The following is a 17,885-nucleotide window of genomic DNA, read 5'->3' as shown; positions in this document are numbered from 1 at the left end:
GTATGACAGGAGCAAGCAGGCATGAAACTGAAATTTTTACATAAACGCAAAGAAGAAAAACAGACGGAAAAAGAAGCCTTCTCCCTGCCGAAATTCATCATTGAGCGGAGCAGGGCGATCGAGATTGTCTTTCTGGTTCTGGTGTTGATATCAGCGCTCATGGCGCCGTTTGTCGAGATCAACTATGATCTGACGGAATACCTGCCGTCGACCGTCCAGTCCAAACAGGGACTGGACCTGATGGAAGAGAAATTCGGCTACCCCGGCACGGGGCGCATCATGATTGATGATGTTTCGCTTTATGAGGCGAAAGCCTACAAGGATAAAATAGAGGCGTTGGACGGAGTCGATCAGGTTATGTGGCTCGATACATCGACCAGCGTATACGCGGCGGACGCATTTATCAACTTTAATAGTGTTGATGAGTATTACAAGGATAATACGGCGGTTATGGATATTGTTTTTGTAAACGGCGACACGGATAAGAGGACGTCCCAGACGATCGATGAGATCAAGGACATTCTCGGAGACAAGGGACATTACGTCGGCATGGCGGTTCAGAATAAATCGCTGCAGGAAAATGTTTCGAGCGAGATGAAGCTGATTATGACGCTGGCGGTCGTGGTTATTTTCCTGATTCTGACCGTGACGACGAACTCCTGGTTTGAACCAGTGCTGTATCTGACGGTCATGGGCGTGGCGATCGTCCTGAACAAAGGAACGAACCTGTTTATCGGGCGGATATCCTTTTTGACGAACAGTGTGTCGGCGGTCCTGCAGCTCGCCTGCTCGATGGATTATTCGATTTTCTTAAGCCACGCGTTTGCGAGGGAAAAGGCAAAGGGACTGGATCAGATGACCGCGTTAAGCAACGCGATCAATGAGGCATTAAACTCCATTTTCGCCAGCAGCCTGACGACGATAGTCGGATTTATCGTTCTGTGTTTTATGAAGTTTAATATCGGATTTGATATGGGACTCGTGCTGGCAAAAGGTATTGTCCTGAGTCTTCTGACAGTGGTGTTTTTTATGCCGGCGATGATTCTGCGTATGACGCCGATGATTGAGAAAACATCCCATCGTTCGTTCCTGCCGTCGTTTGATAAGCTCAGCCACGGTATCTACAACAGCCGCCGCATCGTGCTGATTCTGATTGCGGTGCTGGTGATCCCGGCATACACGGCGCAGAGCATGAACGATTTCCTCTACGGAAATGACGCGGTCGGCGCCAGCGAGGGAACGACGGTATATGAGGATGATGAGCTGATCACAGCGAAATTCGGACGAAGCAATATGATGATGGCAATCGTGCCGGATACTTCTTTTATCAAGGAAAAACAGTTCACGGATGAGCTGGAAGACCTGCCGTACATGAAGAGTGTAACGTCCTTGTCCGGGCAGCTCCCGGAGGGCGTACCGGAAGATTTCCTTCCGTACAGCATCACAAGCCAGTTACATAAAAAAGATTATGCGAGAATCCTTATTTACGTTAAGAGTAAGGGCGAGAGCAAGCTGGCGTACCAGTGCTCGGATGAGATCCAGGCGATCATGAAGAAATATTATCCGGAAAATTCGTATCTGGTCGGAACAACACCGTCCACACAGGACATTCAGACGACGATCACGAAGGATTACAGCCGTGTTAATGTGATGTCGCTGATCGGCGTATTTGTGGTTGTCATGTGGAGTTTTAAATCACTGATTATTCCGCTCCTTATCATGATTCCGATTGAGGTCGCGATTTTCGTCAATATGGCGGTACCGTACATCGTCGGAGACACGATGATTTTCATTGGTTACATTATCGTAAGCTGTATCCAGCTGGGCGCGACCGTCGATTATGCGATTCTGACGACGAACAATTATCTGGAATGCCGCAAGACGATGGATAAGAAGGAAGCGGCGATCGGGGCGCTGAATCTTGGTATTCCGGCGATTCTGACATCCGGTTCGATCCTGACCTGTGCCGGATATATTGTATACAAGGTATCGAGTGTCGCGGCGATTGGCGATCTGGGACATTTGATTGGACGGGGGGCTCTGATTAGTATGCTTTTTGTCTGCTCCCTGATGCCGGCATTTCTGGTATTGTTTGATCATATCCTGATGCAGAACGAATTTGAGAGGATTCATCTGTTTTTCAAAAAACGGCGCGAACGCCGCCATGCCCGTATGAAACGGGCGGCAAGACGCGTGGCTGGTGCCGTGTGGAAAGGGAAAAAGCCTCTGGTGGATTCAGTTACGTCGAAAAGAAAACAATTCGAAGCTGAAACGAAAGCGCTGGAAGATACAGAAATGACAGAGACGGGCGGTTCTCAAGAGAAAACAGATTCCGATGCGGAGGCGCGGGAGAAACACAGAAGAAAGCTCCGGCTACTCGGAAAAGTGAGAGAACGAAGAAAAGACCGGAAACGGAAGATGACAGAAAAAAGGGAGGCTGGAAGCCATGAAGAAGATCATTAGAAGAGGAGCGGCGGCGACGCTGGCAGCGGTTACGCTGGTAACGAGTGCGGCAGTTCCTGTCCGGGCGGCTGCACCAAGAGTTCAGGTAGATGAAACGATGTATGTCAATCTGGACTATTATGGAACGGCAACGCAGATCAATGTGGTCAAAGGCTGTACCACGAATGGACTGACCGAATATACCGATTATGGTACCTATGACAAGGTGGTCAACATGACGGACGACACGGCGCCGGAAATTGGCGATGGAACCGTCACATGGAAACTGCCGGAGAAGAATTCGCGTTTTTATTATCAGTGTACGATGCCGAAAAATAGCGTCGATCTGCCGTGGACGTTTGACGTTTCCTATAAACTTAATGGAGTGGAAGCGGATGCATCCAAACTGGCGGGGGCGTCTGGTCTGGTTGAGGTCAATGTAAAGGCGACCCCGAATGAGAAGGCGAAGGCGTATTATAAAAATAATATGGTGTTGACCGTGCTTGTGCCGGTGGATATGGAGAAATGCTATAGTGTCGATGCGCCGGGTGCGCAGGTGCAGTCGGTTGGAAGCTATCAGGCGGCAATGTTTGCGGCGCTTCCGGGCGAGGACGGCGATTTTACAGTCCGGGTCGGCACGGATAATTATGAGAATATCGGAGTCATTATGATGATGGTTCCGGGGACCCTGGATGAGCTGAACCGCATCAAGGATCTGAAAGAGGCGAAAGATACCTGGCGCGAGGATGGAAACAAGATGTATGACAGCATGAATGCGCTGTTAAAGACGATGGAATCCATGAAGTCGGATGTTTCCGGCGTGAAGGGCGGTCTGGCAAATCTCGATCAGGCGCGTGGAACCGTCAGTGCTAACCGGAAACAGATCGAGGCTCTCTCGACACAGGCGCTTGCCGATCTGCAGGCGGTCACGGATCAGACGGCGGTCATGATTCCGTATTTACAGACGGCGCGCGATGCGGTGACGGATATTAACAGCAACACACAGGCGCTTTCCAATACGATGGAAGATATGCAGGATGAACTGGATCGCCTGTATGACCGCCTGGGAAGTCTGAGCAAATCGCTCCGGTCGGCTTCGGATGAATTAAATAAGGGTCTTGTCAGCCAGCAGACGCAGGATGCGATCGAGAAAGATATTGTCCAGCGGACGGCGGAAGTCCAGAAAATTTTGGAAGAACTCGATAAACTTCTGGGACAGGGAAATACCTCCCTGGCGGTGACAGAACAGGGGATTGGAAGCCTGAATCAGAGTTTAGCCACGTTAGACGGCATGAAGCTGAAACGGATCCGCAAGATGAAGAGTGCGGAGAAGGAAGAGACATCTGTATCGTCGGAGGCGGCATCTGGAAACGGAAATGGTCAGACAGCGGGGGCGGCTGGCAGCGCAGATATCACGGATTCTGCAGGTGCCGCCGATCATGCAAAAATTACGGGTTCTGCAAATACCACGGATGACGCGGAAATGGCAGCAGGCACTTCGGCCTCTGGCTTAGCAGGAACAGAAAGTAAAGATTCGGCTGAACAGGAAGCAGCGGGTGCAGGCTCAGCGTCTGGTGCAGCTGGTAACCAGGCGGAAAAAGCGGCTGAATCAGCGACAAAGACGGAAGAGAAGAATCCTGCTTCGACGGCAGACAAGGCAGAGACGGATTCTGCTAAGAATTCGGGTTCCGCTTCGGAAGACAACTCCTCGGGTCAGGATGCAGCGGTGAATGCATTTGGAACCGAGGTTTCTGCGGGAGCCCTGACAGCCGGACCGTCCGGCGAGCCGGGAAGCGGCGGTGTCAATGATGCGAGCTGGGAAGATGAGATTGGCAATGCAGAAGATGATGTAGAGGAGGCGCTGGAGTCTCTGTCAGCGACTACTTATTCTGCGGATGCTGCAAGTCTGGTGGAAGAGACGAAGGGCATTTTCCAGAAAGTGGAGCAGGCGCAGAAAACTGCGAAAACGATTGTGAATAAAGTGAATGGTGCGTTCAAGACGGCGGGAGATATTACTGGCAAGACGGGTTCGACTTTATCGGCGCTCAGAAGTTCGACCGATGAACTGATTAATTTGCTGGATGATATGCGGGTCCTGATTGACACAACGGATAAATATGTGCCGACGATGCTGGATTCCCTGTCTGATTCTGAAGAACTGATGAACCGGCTGACCAGGGCACTTTATACCACACATGATATGCTCAGTCTTTTGAATGACACGCTGATTTCGGCAGGTGATTCGCTGGATGCCGGAACCAAGGCAACGCTGCAGGGCATGGAGAAGATTCTTGATAAGAACCTGACCATGATCGATCAGCTTGCGGCGGTTCGGGAAGCGGGGGAAGACATGAAGAGTACGCTCGATGAGCAGATCGATAAGTTTGAGGATGAGAACAACTTCCTGAACATAGATCCGGAGGCGGAGAAAATTTCCTTTACCTCCTCGAAAAATCCGTCCCCGAACAGCGTGCAGATCGTCCTGCGGACCGATGAGATCAGCGATGATGATGAATCAACCGATATCTCCGATCAGGAGGCAGACGGCAGCAGTGAAGAAGGTCCGTTAAAACGGATGTGGAATGTGCTGGTGGCGATCGTGAAGGCGATTATTGAGATATTCCAGAATCGGTAAAAGATGCAGAATAAAAATAGATAAGAAAAAGAACTGCCGCATCAGCAAATGATTTGCTGGGCGGCAGTTCTTTTTAGTGGACCAGACGGGAGTTGAACCCGTGTCCAAAAACCAATTCCCTGTTCTTCTACTATCATAGTCCGTTCTTTGACATTCCCTCTATCCTGCGGAAACGAACATCCTCAGAACTTCAGTAGTTCCTGATACGCCTGACAGTCCGGAACCCGCCTGTCATCGTTTCTCACATATTCGATGCCAGATTCTTAAAGTGTGAGTGCTCTAAGGCTGACAACTGCCAAATTAGGCAGCGTATGCTAATTTGTTGTTAGCGTTTAATTTTAAGTTTGCCATTTAACGCATCGCATGCGGATAGCTTCACCAGCTTCATGATCCCTGTCGAAACCGGTACTGGCCCTTATATTTAGATCCTTATTATCATACCATGAAAGAGGCGGTCTGTCAATGTAGTGAAAACTCAAGAGAAAAATATCTTGACAAAATAGAAACAGCTGATATAATCGAGACTGTAATGATGAACCAGAAACGGGTTTATCTATATAAAGAAAGTGTTGAGAAGACCAGTAGGATTGTGGAACTGGACAGAGAACGGCGTCGCAGGAAAAGCCTGAAATAACAGAGGCAGGTGGCTGTGGGTGGAAGCGTCGGACAGGAAAACAAATCTGAATACCAGCTTTGAATGTCCCTTAATCGGGAACGGTGATTCCGTTATCATCAGAATGAAGTGGAATCGATCCGAACGATCGATTCAATAAGGGTGGAACCGCGATTTATCGTCCCTTAGTCAGAAACATCTGGCTAAGGGACTTTTTTGGTTCTTCTGGTCAGGAAGCTTTTATTATTTCAGAACGAAAAGGAGAAAAAAGATGAAGATCACATTAAAAGATGGCTCTGTCAAAGAATATGCGAGCCCGATGTCCATCATCGACATTGCAAAAGACATCAGCGAAGGCCTGGCGAGAGTGGCATGTCTGGGTGAGGTTGACGGTGAGGAAGAAGATCTCCGTACCGTGATCGACCATGACTGTCAGTTAAATATCCTGACTGCAAAGGATGAGAAAGGTCTGGCAGCTCTGCGCCATACCGCCAGCCATGTAATGGCACAGGCTGTAAAACGCCTTTACCCGGAGACAAAACTTGCGATTGGACCGTCCATCGCAGACGGTTTCTACTATGATGTCGATCCGGCTACCCCTCTGACTGCAGAGGATCTGCCGAAGATCGAGGCAGAGATGAAGAAAATCATCAAAGAAGCACTTCCACTGGAGCGCTTTACTCTGCCGAGAAATGAAGCGATCGAGTTCATGAAGGAGAAAGAGGAGCCGTACAAGGTAGAATTAATCGAGGATCTGCCGGAGGATGCAGAGATTAGCTTCTACCGTCAGGGTGATTTTACTGACTTATGTGCAGGACCTCACATGATGAACACCAAGGGTGTTGGTAAGGCATTTAAGCTGATGAATCTGGCAGGCGCATACTGGAGAGGCAGCGAGAAGAACAAAATGCTGACCCGTATCTATGCGACCGCATTTGCAACCAAAGAGGATCTGGAAGCATACATCACAATGATGGAAGAGGCAAAGAAACGTGACCATCGTAAACTGGGCAAAGAACTTGGCCTGTTCATGATGCACGATGCAGGTCCGGGTTTCCCGTTCTTCCTGCCGAAGGGCATGGTACTGAAAAATACCCTGCTTGATTACTGGAGAGAAATCCATAAAAAAGCTGGTTATGTAGAGATTTCCACTCCGATCATCCTGAATCGCAAGCTCTGGGAGACTTCCGGACACTGGGATCATTACAAAAACAACATGTATACAACTGTGATCGATGAAGAGGATTACGCAATTAAACCAATGAACTGTCCGGGCGGCGTTTTAGTATACGCTTCTGAGCCACGTTCCTACCGTGATCTGCCGCTGCGTATGGGTGAGCTTGGTATCGTTCATCGTCATGAGAAATCTGGTCAGCTTCATGGTCTGATGCGTGTACGCTGTTTCACACAGGATGATGCACATATCTTCATGACACCGGAGCAGATCAAGGACGAGATCAAGGGCGTTGTACACCTGATCAACCAGGTATATTCCCTGTTTGGGTTCAAATATCACGTAGAGCTGTCCACCCGTCCGGAAGACAGCATGGGAAGTGATGAAGATTGGGAGATGGCAACCGAAGGCTTGCGTTCCGCTCTGGAAGAGCTGGGACTGCCGTATGTGGTAAACGAGGGCGATGGCGCATTCTATGGACCGAAGATCGACTTCCATCTGGAAGATTCTATCGGAAGAACCTGGCAGTGTGGTACCATCCAGCTTGACTTCCAGCTTCCACAGCGATTTGAATTAGAGTACACCGGAGCAGACGGCGAGAAACATCGTCCGATCATGATTCACCGTGTTGTATTTGGTTCCATCGAGCGTTTCATCGGTATCCTGATCGAGCACTTCGCAGGTGCATTCCCAACCTGGCTGGCACCGGTACAGGTAAAGATTCTTCCGATCTCTGACAAATACGCAGATTACAGCAAGGAAGTTCTGGACAAGCTGACCGAGGCTGGCATCCGTGCAGAGATGGATACACGTTCCGAGAAGATCGGCTACAAGATCCGCGAGGCACAGACCCAGAAGATCCCGTACATGCTGGTTGTTGGACAGAAAGAGGAAGAAGAGAAGACCGTTTCCGTCCGCAGCCGTTTTGCGGGTGACGAGGGCGCAAGCAGTGTAGAGAGCTTCATCGAGTCTATCCAGAAGGAGATCGAAGAGAAAAACCTGCGTGAGACTGTGAAAGCAGACGAAGCTAAATAATTTTGAAAAATTAAAAAATCAGGCAGACGCATCTGTGAGATAAAATCATGGATGCGTTTGTTTTAGTTTGCACGAATAAATCCAAAAAAGAAGCAGATACTACTCCTGAATCTAAAAACCAGTAACTGTTCACAGGCAGGAATTTTCTGAACTGAAAGTTCCGTACGATACAGTTCTGGTTGCAGATTTTGCCGATTTGGAATGCGAAGTATCGACAAAATCCCGTTACTGGTCATACATGTGTGAACAGCAACGAAAACCATGACACATTGAAAAGTGTATCGCTGAAAAGTTTGACGGCTGGATGCCGGAGGAGACTTTCGGTGATGCATGTCAGAAAACAGGAGGAAAAATCATGACAAAACTGGATTGTAGTGTAACCGGATGTATGCACAATGCGGAAAACTGCTGCTGTAAAAATACCATTCTGGTAGAAGGAAAGACGGCGCAGGATAAATGCGATACCTGCTGTGGCAGCTTCGACGAGAAGAAAGGCGGCACATTCCGCAACCTTTTTAAAACACCGGAGAGCCGTCTCGAAGTAGAGTGCGAGGCAACGAACTGTGTTTATAATACAGACCGCCGGTGCAGCGCGGAACACATCGGAATTACCGGAGGCAATGCGACAGTTTCTATGCAGACGGAATGTTCGAGTTTCCAGAAACGGTGACTGATGCGGTTTTCTTTTTTAATAGAAGAAAGACTGCATAAATATTCGAAATAAAAAATGCCGCCGGATATGGAAAATTCTGTCAGGAAGGAAGCAAAACCGGGCAGAGGTAATGATATCCGGCGGTAGTTTTTAGTATGTCCGTAAATGTATTTGCGTACGTTGCCGTCATTCGCGCAACGCGTGAACCATATTTAAAAATCATTTGTAAATCTTCTCAAAAATCTTCTCAAAAATCTCGAAAAAACCGGTTGACATTCCAAAGAAACCATAGTATACTAACAAAAGTTGTGAGGAAACAACTTCACGAAGACAGGAAAGCAGGTTATCTACCTCACCTCAGCACGAGCAAGTGACTGTGGGTTCATAAATTTGAGAAATTTCCTATATTGGATTTCCTATTATGAGTAAGTGGATGGTCTGTACTGTTCACTTATTTTTTTTTTGACACTGAATCAACCAAAATCATCACATATCATGGGGGTGCACGACTATTAGCGAGTTAATGATTAACGAACAGATTAGAGACAGAGAGGTTCGTTTGATTGGCGAAAATGGAGAGCAGCTTGGAATCATGTCCGCAAAGGATGCTTACAAGTTAGCGAAAGAAGCGGAACTGGATTTAGTAAAGATTGCTCCGACTGCAAAGCCGCCGGTCTGCAAGATTATCGATTACGGTAAATACAGATACGAGCTTGCAAGAAAAGAAAAAGAAGCTAAGAAGAAACAGAAGGTAATCGAGATCAAGGAAGTTCGTCTTTCCCCGAATATCGATGAAAATGACCTGAATACCAAGATGAACAATGCGAGAAAATTCCTGGAAAAAGGCAATAAAGTAAAGGTTACACTTCGTTTCAGAGGTCGTGAGATGGCACATATGTCAAAGACAAAGTATATCCTTGACGATTTTGCAGAGAAGCTTGCCGATATCGCAGCCGTTGATAAACCGGCAAAAGTAGAAGGAAGAAGTATTGTACTGTTCCTTTCTGCGAAACGCTAGATATAAGGACATAACTATTATTAAGGAGGACTACACCATGCCTAAAATGAAAACAAGCAGAGCAGCTGCTAAACGTTTTAAAACAACCGGAACCGGAAAGTTAGTAAGAAATAAAGCTTACAAATCCCACATCTTAACTAAGAAATCTACAAAGAGAAAAAGAAATCTTAGAAAAGACATCGTTACTGATGCTACAAACAGCAAGGTAATGAAGAAGATTTTACCGTACTTATAAGATTCGAGGATTAAGAAGGAGGAAATAACCGATGGCAAGAGTAAAAGGCGGATTAAACGCTAAAAAGAAACACAATAGAGTATTAAAGCTGGCAAAGGGTTACAGAGGCGCACGTTCCAAACAGTACCGTGTAGCTAAGCAGTCCGTAATGAGAGCTCTTACAAGCTCCTACGCTGGTCGTAAAGAGAGAAAGAGACAGTTCAGACAGCTGTGGATCGCTCGTATCAACGCAGCAGCACGTATCAATGGTCTGTCCTACAGCAAGTTCATGTACGGCTTAAAGCAGGCTGGTGTTGAGATGAACCGCAAGATCCTTTCTGACATGGCTATCAACGATGCAGAAGGTTTCGCAAAACTGGCAGAGCTGGCTAAGTCCAAACTTGCGTAAGCAAAGAGCAGTGCGAAAAAAAGAAGCCACACACAGAAGCGTTGTGTTTACACAAAAGCAGCTGTGTGCGGCTTCTTTTTTTCATAGGGCGAATGCCCGACAGCGAGGAAAAACGAAGTTTTTTCAAGCTGCTGCACTGCGGACTAGAAAGAGGTGACACACAGAAGCGTTGTGTTTACACAAAAGCAGCTGTGTGCGGCTTCTTTTTTTCATAGGGCGAATGCCCGACAGCGAGGAAAAACGAAGTTTTTTCGAGCTGCCGCACTGCGGACTAGAAAGAAGTGACCAAGAAATTTTTTTCCTCCAGCCGCCCCCACGCGGCGCAGAGGAAAGCTCCCTGACATCAGCAAAAATCACAACCCACATTTCCACGATATAGAATTTACTTATGAAATTATATTAAAAAAACTATCCAGAAATCGAGAAACTTGTGGTATAATGGATAAAAATATGGCTGTGAATTATTTAATCAGCCAGGTCGCAGATAGTTGACTCATAATAAAAGTGTATTGGGAGGTATCTTTAGAATGGCAAATGAAAAGAAAAAGCCGGTTAAGATCGTGGAAACTGTCCTTCGTGACGCGCACCAGTCTCTGATTGCAACCAGAATGACAACGGAGCAGATGCTTCCGATCATCGGAAAGATGGATGAGGTTGGATATCATGCAGTAGAATGCTGGGGCGGTGCGACATTCGATGCCAGCCTTCGTTTCCTGAAGGAAGATCCGTGGGAGCGCCTTAGAAAGCTGAGAGATGGTTTTAAGAAGACAAAACTTCAGATGCTGTTCCGTGGACAGAATATTCTGGGTTATAACCACTATGCAGATGATGTGGTAGAATATTTCGTACAGAAATCAGTTGCCAATGGTATTGATATTATCCGTATTTTTGACTGTTTAAATGATATCCGCAACCTGGAGACAGCGGTAAAGGCAGCCAACAAAGAAAAAGCACACGCACAGATAGCGCTGAGCTATACACTGGGTGATGCATATACACTGGATTATTGGAAAGACATTGCAAAGAGAATCGAGGATATGGGCGCTGATTCCCTGTGTATCAAGGATATGGCAGGTCTTCTGACCCCGTACAATGCAGAGATCCTTGTGAAAGCACTGAAAGAAGCAGTTGATCTTCCGATTGATATCCATACGCATTACACCTCCGGCGTTGCATCCATGACGTACCTAAAGGCAGTGGAAGCGGGCGCTGACATGATCGATACCGCGATGTCTCCGTTCTCGATGGGAACGAGCCAGCCGGCGACCGAGGTTATGGTTGAGACCTTCAAAGGTACTCCGTATGATACCGGACTGGATCAGGAAAAACTGGCGGAGATCGCAGATTACTTCCGCCCGATGCGTGAGGAAGCGTTAAAGAGTGGTCTGATGAATACCAAGGTTCTGGGCGTTGACATCAATACCCTGCGTTATCAGGTCCCGGGCGGTATGCTTTCCAACCTGGTTTCCCAGCTGAAAGAAGCGCGCGCAGAGGATAAATACTACGATGTTCTGAAAGAGATCCCGAGAGTCCGCAAAGACTTCGGTGAGCCGCCGTTAGTTACTCCGTCTTCCCAGATCGTTGGTACGCAGGCTGTATTAAATGTCCTGATGGGCGAGCGCTACAAGATGTTCACAAAGGAATCCAAGAAACTTCTGATGGGCGAGTTCGGACAGACTGTAAAGCCGTTCGACAAAGAAGTTCAGAAGAAAGCAATCGGCGATGCAAAACCGATTACCTGTCGTCCGGCAGATCTGATCGAGCCGCAGCTTGAGAAGATTGAGGCGGAGATGAAGCAGTGGAAGCAGCAGGATGAGGATGTCCTGACTTATGCACTGTTCCCACAGGTGGCAAAAGAGTTCTTCGAGTCCCGTCCGGCAAAGAAACCGCCGGTTGAGAAACGCGAAATCCTGAAAGCGGCTGCGCCGGAAGTAAAGAAAGCACCGGTGTCCACTGAGGAGATGGATGGAAACGGCATCAATACCTGGGCTGGAAGAAAAAGCGAGTCTTACCAGATCTAAGCTAAAAAGAATTTAAGGATTTTGAGCCAAAAGGAGTGCCAGAATCGGTAGAGTGTACCGGGTTGGCACTCCCTTTTTTATTTCATAGGAAATTATGTCCTATGAAACAAAAAAACGCTCCGCGAGGATGCGCACTCGCGCGAAGCAGAAACATGTCGCAAGCGACCGCGCTCGGCGCGAGAATGTGCCAAGGCACATTCTTTTTCATGCGGTCATGCATTCAAAAATCATGTATCCGGAAAACATTTCGAAGCCAACCTATACTGCTTCTAAAAATTAAGAAAATCTTACAATTTCACGCAAAGACCCCAAATTTTGCGAAGTTTTTTCGGTAAGGTTGACACATATGGTCTTTTTTCATTATAATAGATACGATTGTAAAAACGTGAAAAAGATGGAAAACAGTCGAGCGGCTGTCTGGAAATACGGCGGCAGACAGAATAAGAATTCCGTTGCGGGGGATGAATTGCAGAAAACGCAGCAGAATGAGGAGATAGACGGATGAAAAAATGGAAGTTATTGGGGAAACGGGCGGCGGCGTTTCTGCTGGGCGCTGTGATGGCGGTCAACCCAGGGCTGGCAGGTACTGCAGCAGAGTCTTTGCTGGGGATCGTCAGCTATGCGGAAGAGAGAACCGCGTCGGTCAATGCGACAAACCTGAATGTCCGGAGTGGTCCGGGCACTTCGTATCAGGCACTAGCGAAGCTGTCCAAGGGTGCACCGGTTACAGTACTTGGTGAGCAGACGGGAACGGATGGCGTCGTATGGTATCAGATACGATATAACGGAAGCGGCGGTGAGCAGACGGGTTATGTTTCGAGCAAATACATAAAGTTTCCGACGGCGATCAAATCGGATTCGGATTTTGAAAGCTATCTGACAAAGCAGGGATTTCCGGAGAGCTATAAACAGGGGCTCCGGGAATTGCATGCACAATATCCGAATTGGACGTTCACGGCGTTCCAGACGAATCTGGATTGGAACACAGCGTTGAAAAATGAAAGCGTGATCGGACGGAACCTGGTTGCGAGCAGCAGCATTTCGTCCTGGAAATCGACCGAGACAGGCGCGTATGACTGGGGAACTGGAACCTGGCCGGGCTTTGACGGAAGCTCCTGGGTACAGGCGTCTTCGGATATTATCGCCTATTATATGGATCCGCGGAATTTCTTAAATGATAAATATATTTACCAGTTCATGAAACAGTCGTATGACAGTTCGCTTCACACGAAGACGGGGCTGCAGAACATGGTGAGCGGAACCTTCCTTTCCGGCACGGTGTCGGGCGGATCGTCGGTATCGGCCGGTACGGGAAGCAGTTCTGGAAGCTCTTCTTCCGGTTCAGCGACGGGACCGGGAAGTTCGTCAGGTTCGAGCGGAAGCAGCGCCGGTCTGTCGTCTCCGATTGCTTCGATCAGCGATCATAAGACGGAGCGGGTGGCAGCGACCAATGGACCGGGCATGGTTGGAGATGGATTTTCTTCCAACAATGCAGACGGGGAGACGGCGCCGGTCAGCAGCGGCACATCGAATAAGTCATCGGGGACAACCAGCAGCACGGCTGGAACCACCAGTGGCAGTACAAGCGCACCGGGAAGCAGCACAACCGGAACAACTTCTGGTTCAACCAGTAGCGGAAGAACAAGTGCACCGGGAAGTGGCACTTACAGTAGTTCGGGAACTTCCACGGGAGTGGCGCAGCAGTCTGCAATCGGTACTTCCTATGTAGATATCATCATGAATGCGGCATCCGAATCGGGAGTCAATCCATATATTCTGGCGTCGATGATTCTGCAGGAACAGGGCAGCCAGGGAACCGGACGCAGTATTTCCGGAACGGTGTCCGGCTATCAGGGATATTATAACTTCTTTAATATAGAGGCATATCAGTCCGGCTCGATGAGTGCGGTAGAACGCGGACTCTGGTGGGCATCCCAGTCGGGAAGCTATCTGCGCCCGTGGAACAGCATCGAGAAATCGATCCGCGGCGGTTCGGTTTATTATGGTGAGAATTATGTAAAAAAAGGGCAGGATACGCTGTACTTAAAGAAATTTAATGTGCAGGGCAGCAACCTTTATAAACACCAGTACATGACGAACGTGCAGGCGGCAGCTGCCGAAGGACTGACGCTTTCGAAGATCACGGCATTGGCAAATACAACACTTGAGTTCTCGATTCCGGTGTATAAAAACATGCCGGCGGGCGCCTGCGTCAAACCGACGCTGGACGGCAGCCCGAACAACAAGCTGTCGGCGCTGGGGGTCGATGGATTTGCACTGACACCGACCTTTAACCGAGATACAGAGTCCTACGATCTGATCGTGGATCCATCGGTGGCAAGCGTGACGGTAGCAGCGAGCGCGATTGATTCCAAGGCAACGATTGCCGGAACGGGAACGGTCGATCTGCAGAGCGGTGTCAATGAGATCACCGTGACGGTCAAAGCGGCAAATGGAAATCTGCGAAATTATGTCCTTCACGTAGTGCGCCAGTCGGGCGGTCCGACCTACTCAAGCTCGATTGGAAGCGGCGTTTCCTCTGGAAGCAGCTCTAGCGGTCCGGCGACGGGACCGGGTATGTCTTCAGGAAGCAGTTCAGGAAATTCTTCCTCCGGCGGTTCGGATGTGCAGATTGTCGGTCCGACCTCTTCGGGAAGCTCTCCTTCCGGGCAGTCCGCACCGGGATCGAATGTGAATGGATTTGGGAGCGGCAGTTCCGGAACCCTGATTGCGCCAAATGGGGAGTCTGTCGGGAGCGCCGGCAGTCCGCAGGGGAGCCAGTCGCCGACCAGCGCGGCGGCACCATCCCAGTCCACATCGGGAACGCATGCGGCATCGTCGGTGCGCGGGGATGTCAACGGCGACGGTAAGCTGAACATCATGGATATCCTGCTGGCACAGCGGTCGATACTGGGACTTGGAAAGTTAAGAGCGGAAGAAATCGCGCGCGCCGACCTAAATGGAAATGGAAAAGTAGATATTTTGGATGTTCTTCTGATGCAGAAGAAGATTCTGGGACTGTAGGGATATTTCACGTACCTGCGGCTGGTCTTGAGAGATGGCAGCGGGTACGTGAAAATTTGTAAAGAAAGGGAACGGTGCAGATATGGGACCGTTACCAATAAAGAATATAGGACAGGGCAGTTGAATGAAAAGGTTTAAAAATATCATATTAGGTATACTTGCGGCAGGTATGCTGACGGTGGCGGCGCCGGTTGGCGGGATCAGCGCCTATGCATCCAGCGCAAAAATTTCATTTTCCGATCCGAGTGCGACGGTGGGTCAGGAGTTCAGCGTCAATGTGAAGATCTCCTCTCAGGATGGAAATCTAGGGGCATCCGACGTGGTACTTTCCTATGATCCGTCGGTCATTGAGTTTGTGAGCGGAAATAACGCAAGCGGCGGTGCAGGTTCCGTCCGCCTGGTTGGAACGATGGATTCCAATTCGACGAAGGCATTTTCCTATACGCTGAAATTCAAGGCAGTGCAGGCGGGAAATACTTCGATCTCTGTGGGAAGTTATGAAGTCTATGACTCAGATGCACAGGCAGTCACAGTTTCTAAAACGGGGACGGCGAGCGTCAAAGTAAAAGCACCGGCAACCTCCTCGGCGGAAGCGGCGCTTTCGTCCTTAAAGATTTCTCCAGGAACACTTTCCCCTGCATTTTCGCCAAATGTGACTTCCTATACGGCGCAGGTAGGAGCCAGCGTCGATAAGCTGGCGGTCAGCGCGAGTGCGAAGGACAGCAAGGCGAAAGTCCTTGTCAGCGGTGATTCCGGCTTAAAGGTAGGTGCTAATACCGTTGTCTGCAAGGTGACGGCGGAGGATGGACAGACAACTAAGAGCTACACGATCACAGTCAATAAGCTAGATACGGTCGATGTGCCGTCAGAGGCGGAGACAGGGGCTGAAACAGAGGCAGTTGGGACAACGCCGGTTGTGACAAACGGGCTGGATGTGGAAATAGACGGCGTTTCCTATACGGTGGCGACGGAATTTGATGCCTCCCTGCTTCCGGAAGGATATACGCAGTCTACCTGTACTTATGGCGGTTCAGAGGTCCAGTGTGGAAATGGCAATGACCTGACGCTTCTGTATTTGCAGGGTGCCGATGGAAATGGTGCGTTTTATATTTATATACCGGAATCCGGTGTGTTATCGCCGTATGTGACGATCGATGTGACAGCAAAGTCGATTCTGGTGCTTCCACCGGATGAGTCGGTTCAGATTCCGGATGGATTTATGGAGACGACCATTCAGTTAAACGGCACGTATAAAGTGCAGGGCTGGGTGTGGAAGAGCGATGAACAGCAGAAGTATTGTGTCGTATATGGTATGAATGAGAGTGGCGAGAAGTCGCTGTATCGGTATGATATTGCAGAAAAGACCTTCCAACGGTATTTTGAAGACCCGTCTCTGGCAACTAAATACGATGATGCACAAGTGGAGGAGATTGTAGATAAGTACAACGCACTTTGCAGGGATTATAATATTCGCTTTGTCATGCTTGCGGTTCTGGGCGTAGCGTGTGTAATCTTGTTCTTTATCGTGATCAATCTTCTGCTCAAGCGGAAAGAGTGGAGAGAGGAAGCGCAGGCAGCCGGAGGCAGACAGAGGTCCAAGCGTCGTCCGTCATCGCCGAATGCACGACCGGCGGCAGACGCACGGGTGAAACGAGGCACTGGGCGCGACAAGAGAGAAGATGGGGAAATGACGTCGGCAAGACCGGCAGCGCGGAGTGAGAAGGAGCGCATGGCAGCGGATGACAGACGCCGCCCGTCCGCAGAGCGGATGGAGGAAGGGCGTCGGAGTGCGCGCCGAACCCAAGAGACGCTGGAGACAAGACCGGTCCGCCGGGAGCGGGAAGAGGAGCGCGAGACGCCGTCGGCCCGCCGGACAAGGGATGAGGAGCACGCGTCCCAGCCGGTTCGCCGGGAGCGGAGTATGGAGGCAGCAGCATCGGCAGACCGCGCAAAACGGATGCCGGAGGAAAGACGCCGCCGGGAAGCAGGAAGCGAAAATCGTTCCGAACGCGTCCGTAGAGAAATGCCAGAAGAAAGCAGTCCGGCTTGTGTCCGCAGAGAAGCATCAGAAGAAGAACGTCTGCAGCGCACCCGCAGAGATGCGGCAGAGGAAAGCCGTTCTGAGCGTCCGCGCAGAACTTCGGCAGACGGAAGCCGCGCAGAGCGGGAACGCCAGGCAGTGGCAGAAAGCCGACGCACAGAACGGGAACGTGCTGTTTCAGCAAAAGAAAGCCGCCTGCAGCGCGATTACACGCCGGCATCGGCGCATCGTGCGGCGAAAGAGTCTGCAGTATCGGGAGAACGCCGGAATGCGCGCCCGGCGATTCAAGTGCGCCCGGCATCCCGCTCGGAGCTTTACTACACGCTGGAACGGGAGGAATACGGTGATCGCCCAACGAGATATGAGTCGGAATCAGAGCGATCCAGACGCGCCCGCGAGGCAAAAGCCCGGTTAGAGCGGGATCGGCGTGATGAGGATGGATTTGAGTATGTCGACGATCCGCAGTAAATAAAAGAGGAAAAGATGGATAGCTGTCCAGGAGATTTCTGGTGGGTATCTGTCTTTTCTTTTATATCGATTTTTTTGTAACAAGTTCACGTTACTGTTCACGCATACGTGCCCAGTAACGGAATTTGCCGTGGCTTCG

10 protein-coding genes and 1 other RNA gene are annotated in these 17,885 nt (G+C 49.5%); 10 read left to right on the top strand and 1 reads right to left on the bottom strand.

All coding sequences use genetic code 11. The features are described 5' to 3' along the window. Positions 1-21: 21 nt before the first annotated feature. Both DXC57_RS02145 and DXC57_RS02140 read left to right on the top strand, forming a co-directional pair. Positions 22-2,463, top strand: coding sequence for an MMPL family transporter (locus tag DXC57_RS02145; protein ID WP_118650966.1), 2,442 nt, complete (start codon positions 22-24; stop codon positions 2,461-2,463). Next, complete coding sequence (locus DXC57_RS02140; protein WP_118472821.1) at positions 2,447-5,077, top strand: hypothetical protein; 2,631 nt, start codon at positions 2,447-2,449, stop codon at positions 5,075-5,077. Before DXC57_RS02145 ends, DXC57_RS02140 begins: the two co-directional genes overlap by 17 nt. Before the next feature lie 74 nt (positions 5,078-5,151). On the opposite strand, the gene ssrA is transcribed toward DXC57_RS02140, so the two are convergent. Next, positions 5,152-5,492: a transfer-messenger RNA gene (ssrA, locus tag DXC57_RS02135) on the bottom strand. A gap of 469 nt (positions 5,493-5,961) precedes the next feature. On the opposite strand from ssrA, the gene thrS reads away from it, so the two are divergent. From thrS to DXC57_RS02090, 8 genes are all read left to right on the top strand, one after another. Beyond that, positions 5,962-7,899, top strand: coding sequence for a threonine--tRNA ligase (gene thrS / locus DXC57_RS02130; RefSeq protein WP_118468734.1), 1,938 nt, complete (start codon positions 5,962-5,964; stop codon positions 7,897-7,899). Between the two features lie 355 nt (positions 7,900-8,254). Further along, positions 8,255-8,569, top strand: a complete 315-nt coding sequence (locus tag DXC57_RS02125; RefSeq protein WP_107000017.1) for a DUF1540 domain-containing protein — start codon at positions 8,255-8,257, stop codon at positions 8,567-8,569. A 505-nt stretch (positions 8,570-9,074) separates the two neighbouring features. Continuing rightward, complete coding sequence (gene infC, locus DXC57_RS02120; RefSeq protein ID WP_107000016.1) at positions 9,075-9,569, top strand: translation initiation factor IF-3; 495 nt, start codon at positions 9,075-9,077, stop codon at positions 9,567-9,569. Positions 9,570-9,606: 37 nt separating this feature from the next. After that, entirely contained in the window at positions 9,607-9,804 is a 198-nt protein-coding gene (gene rpmI / locus DXC57_RS02115; protein WP_022358435.1) for a 50S ribosomal protein L35, read from the top strand. Between the two features lie 31 nt (positions 9,805-9,835). Beyond that, the gene (gene rplT / locus DXC57_RS02110) at positions 9,836-10,192 is read left to right on the top strand and encodes a 50S ribosomal protein L20 (RefSeq protein WP_022358436.1); all 357 of its coding nucleotides are present in this window, start codon (positions 9,836-9,838) and stop codon (positions 10,190-10,192) included. Between the two features lie 527 nt (positions 10,193-10,719). After that, the gene (locus DXC57_RS02105; protein ID WP_022358437.1) at positions 10,720-12,213 is read left to right on the top strand and encodes an oxaloacetate decarboxylase subunit alpha; all 1,494 of its coding nucleotides are present in this window, start codon (positions 10,720-10,722) and stop codon (positions 12,211-12,213) included. Between the two features lie 501 nt (positions 12,214-12,714). Next, positions 12,715-15,237 (top strand): SH3 domain-containing protein, encoded by a 2,523-nt coding sequence (locus DXC57_RS02095; RefSeq protein WP_118650964.1) that lies wholly within the window; start codon positions 12,715-12,717, stop codon positions 15,235-15,237. A 124-nt stretch (positions 15,238-15,361) separates the two neighbouring features. Beyond that, positions 15,362-17,746, top strand: a complete 2,385-nt coding sequence (locus tag DXC57_RS02090; RefSeq protein ID WP_118650962.1) for a cadherin-like beta sandwich domain-containing protein — start codon at positions 15,362-15,364, stop codon at positions 17,744-17,746. The last annotated feature ends 139 nt before the right edge of the window (positions 17,747-17,885 follow it).

This window comes from Clostridium sp. TF06-15AC (genome assembly GCF_003481165.1).
GTDB classification, from domain to species: domain Bacteria; phylum Bacillota; class Clostridia; order Lachnospirales; family Lachnospiraceae; genus Otoolea; species Otoolea fessa.
The sequence above is the reverse complement of the archived record's forward strand: the minus strand, read 5'-3'. Positions and strand labels throughout refer to the sequence as shown.